We start from the raw sequence: 843 nt of genomic DNA, 5'->3' as shown, positions 1-843 counted from the left end.
CTAGGGTCGGGACTCATAACCACCATGTGACGGCTGCGGCGAGGTAGATAGCGCCAAGGAAATTGGTGGCGAGTTTGTCGTAGCGGGTGGCGATACGGCGATAGTCCTTGAGGCGGCAGAACATGCGCTCAACGGCATTGCGGCCCCTGTAGAGCGTCTTCGAGAAGCAGCTTTTCCAGCGCCGATTGGTCTTGGACGGGATGTTGGGGACCGCGCCCTGGCGTTCGATCAGATCGCGGATCGCGTTGCTGTCATAGGCCTTGTCGCCAAGCACGATGGTGCGCGGCGCAAGATCAATGAGCAGAACATCTGCTGCGCGGCAATCAGCCACCTGGCCGCCGGTCAGGAGGAAGCGGAGCGGTCGGCCTTCGCCGTCGGTGAGCGCGTGGAGCTTGCTGTTGCGACCACCCCGGCTGATCCCGATCGCCTGGAGGAGCGCCCCCCTTTTCCGCCGCCCGCCGAGCGGTGCGCCTTCATGTGGGTGCTATCGATTAGAACCTCGGCCGGCGGGCCACCCGCCGCCGCCAGGGTGACAAACAAGTCCTGCCAAACGCCCGCCGCCGCCCATCGCACGAACCGGTTATAGAGCGTCTTCCTCGGCCCGTAGCAGGCCGGAGCATCGACCCAGCGTCCGCCCGATCTGACCACATGAATGATCCCACTGATCACGCGCCGGTCATCGACACGGGCGACCCCGCGCACCTTATCCGGAAGCAATGGCCGAAGCCGCTCGAACTGCTGTTCACTCAACCAAAACTCGCTCAAATCCACGCTCCTGCTGTCGCAGAGCCTGAATCACATCCGAGCCGCCGTGGGAATCCCATTTATGGGTCCGGACCCTAG

The 843-nt window shown here is 63.6% G+C and carries 1 protein-coding gene; it reads right to left on the bottom strand.

Features of this window, described 5'->3' with window-relative positions; genetic code table 11:
- Window positions 1–13: 13 nt before the first annotated feature.
- A protein-coding gene (locus tag WP12_RS23745) for an IS5 family transposase (protein ID WP_235398775.1) occupies window positions 14–765 on the bottom strand; the annotation gives its coding sequence in 2 pieces (ribosomal slippage) (window positions 14–432 and window positions 432–765; 753 coding nt in all).
- Between the last annotated feature and the right edge of the window lie 78 nt (window positions 766–843).

Source organism: Sphingomonas sp. SRS2 (assembly GCF_000971055.1).
Classification (GTDB): domain Bacteria; phylum Pseudomonadota; class Alphaproteobacteria; order Sphingomonadales; family Sphingomonadaceae; genus Rhizorhabdus.
Note: the sequence above shows the minus strand (reverse complement) of the source record. Positions and strands in the feature narration are given on the sequence as shown.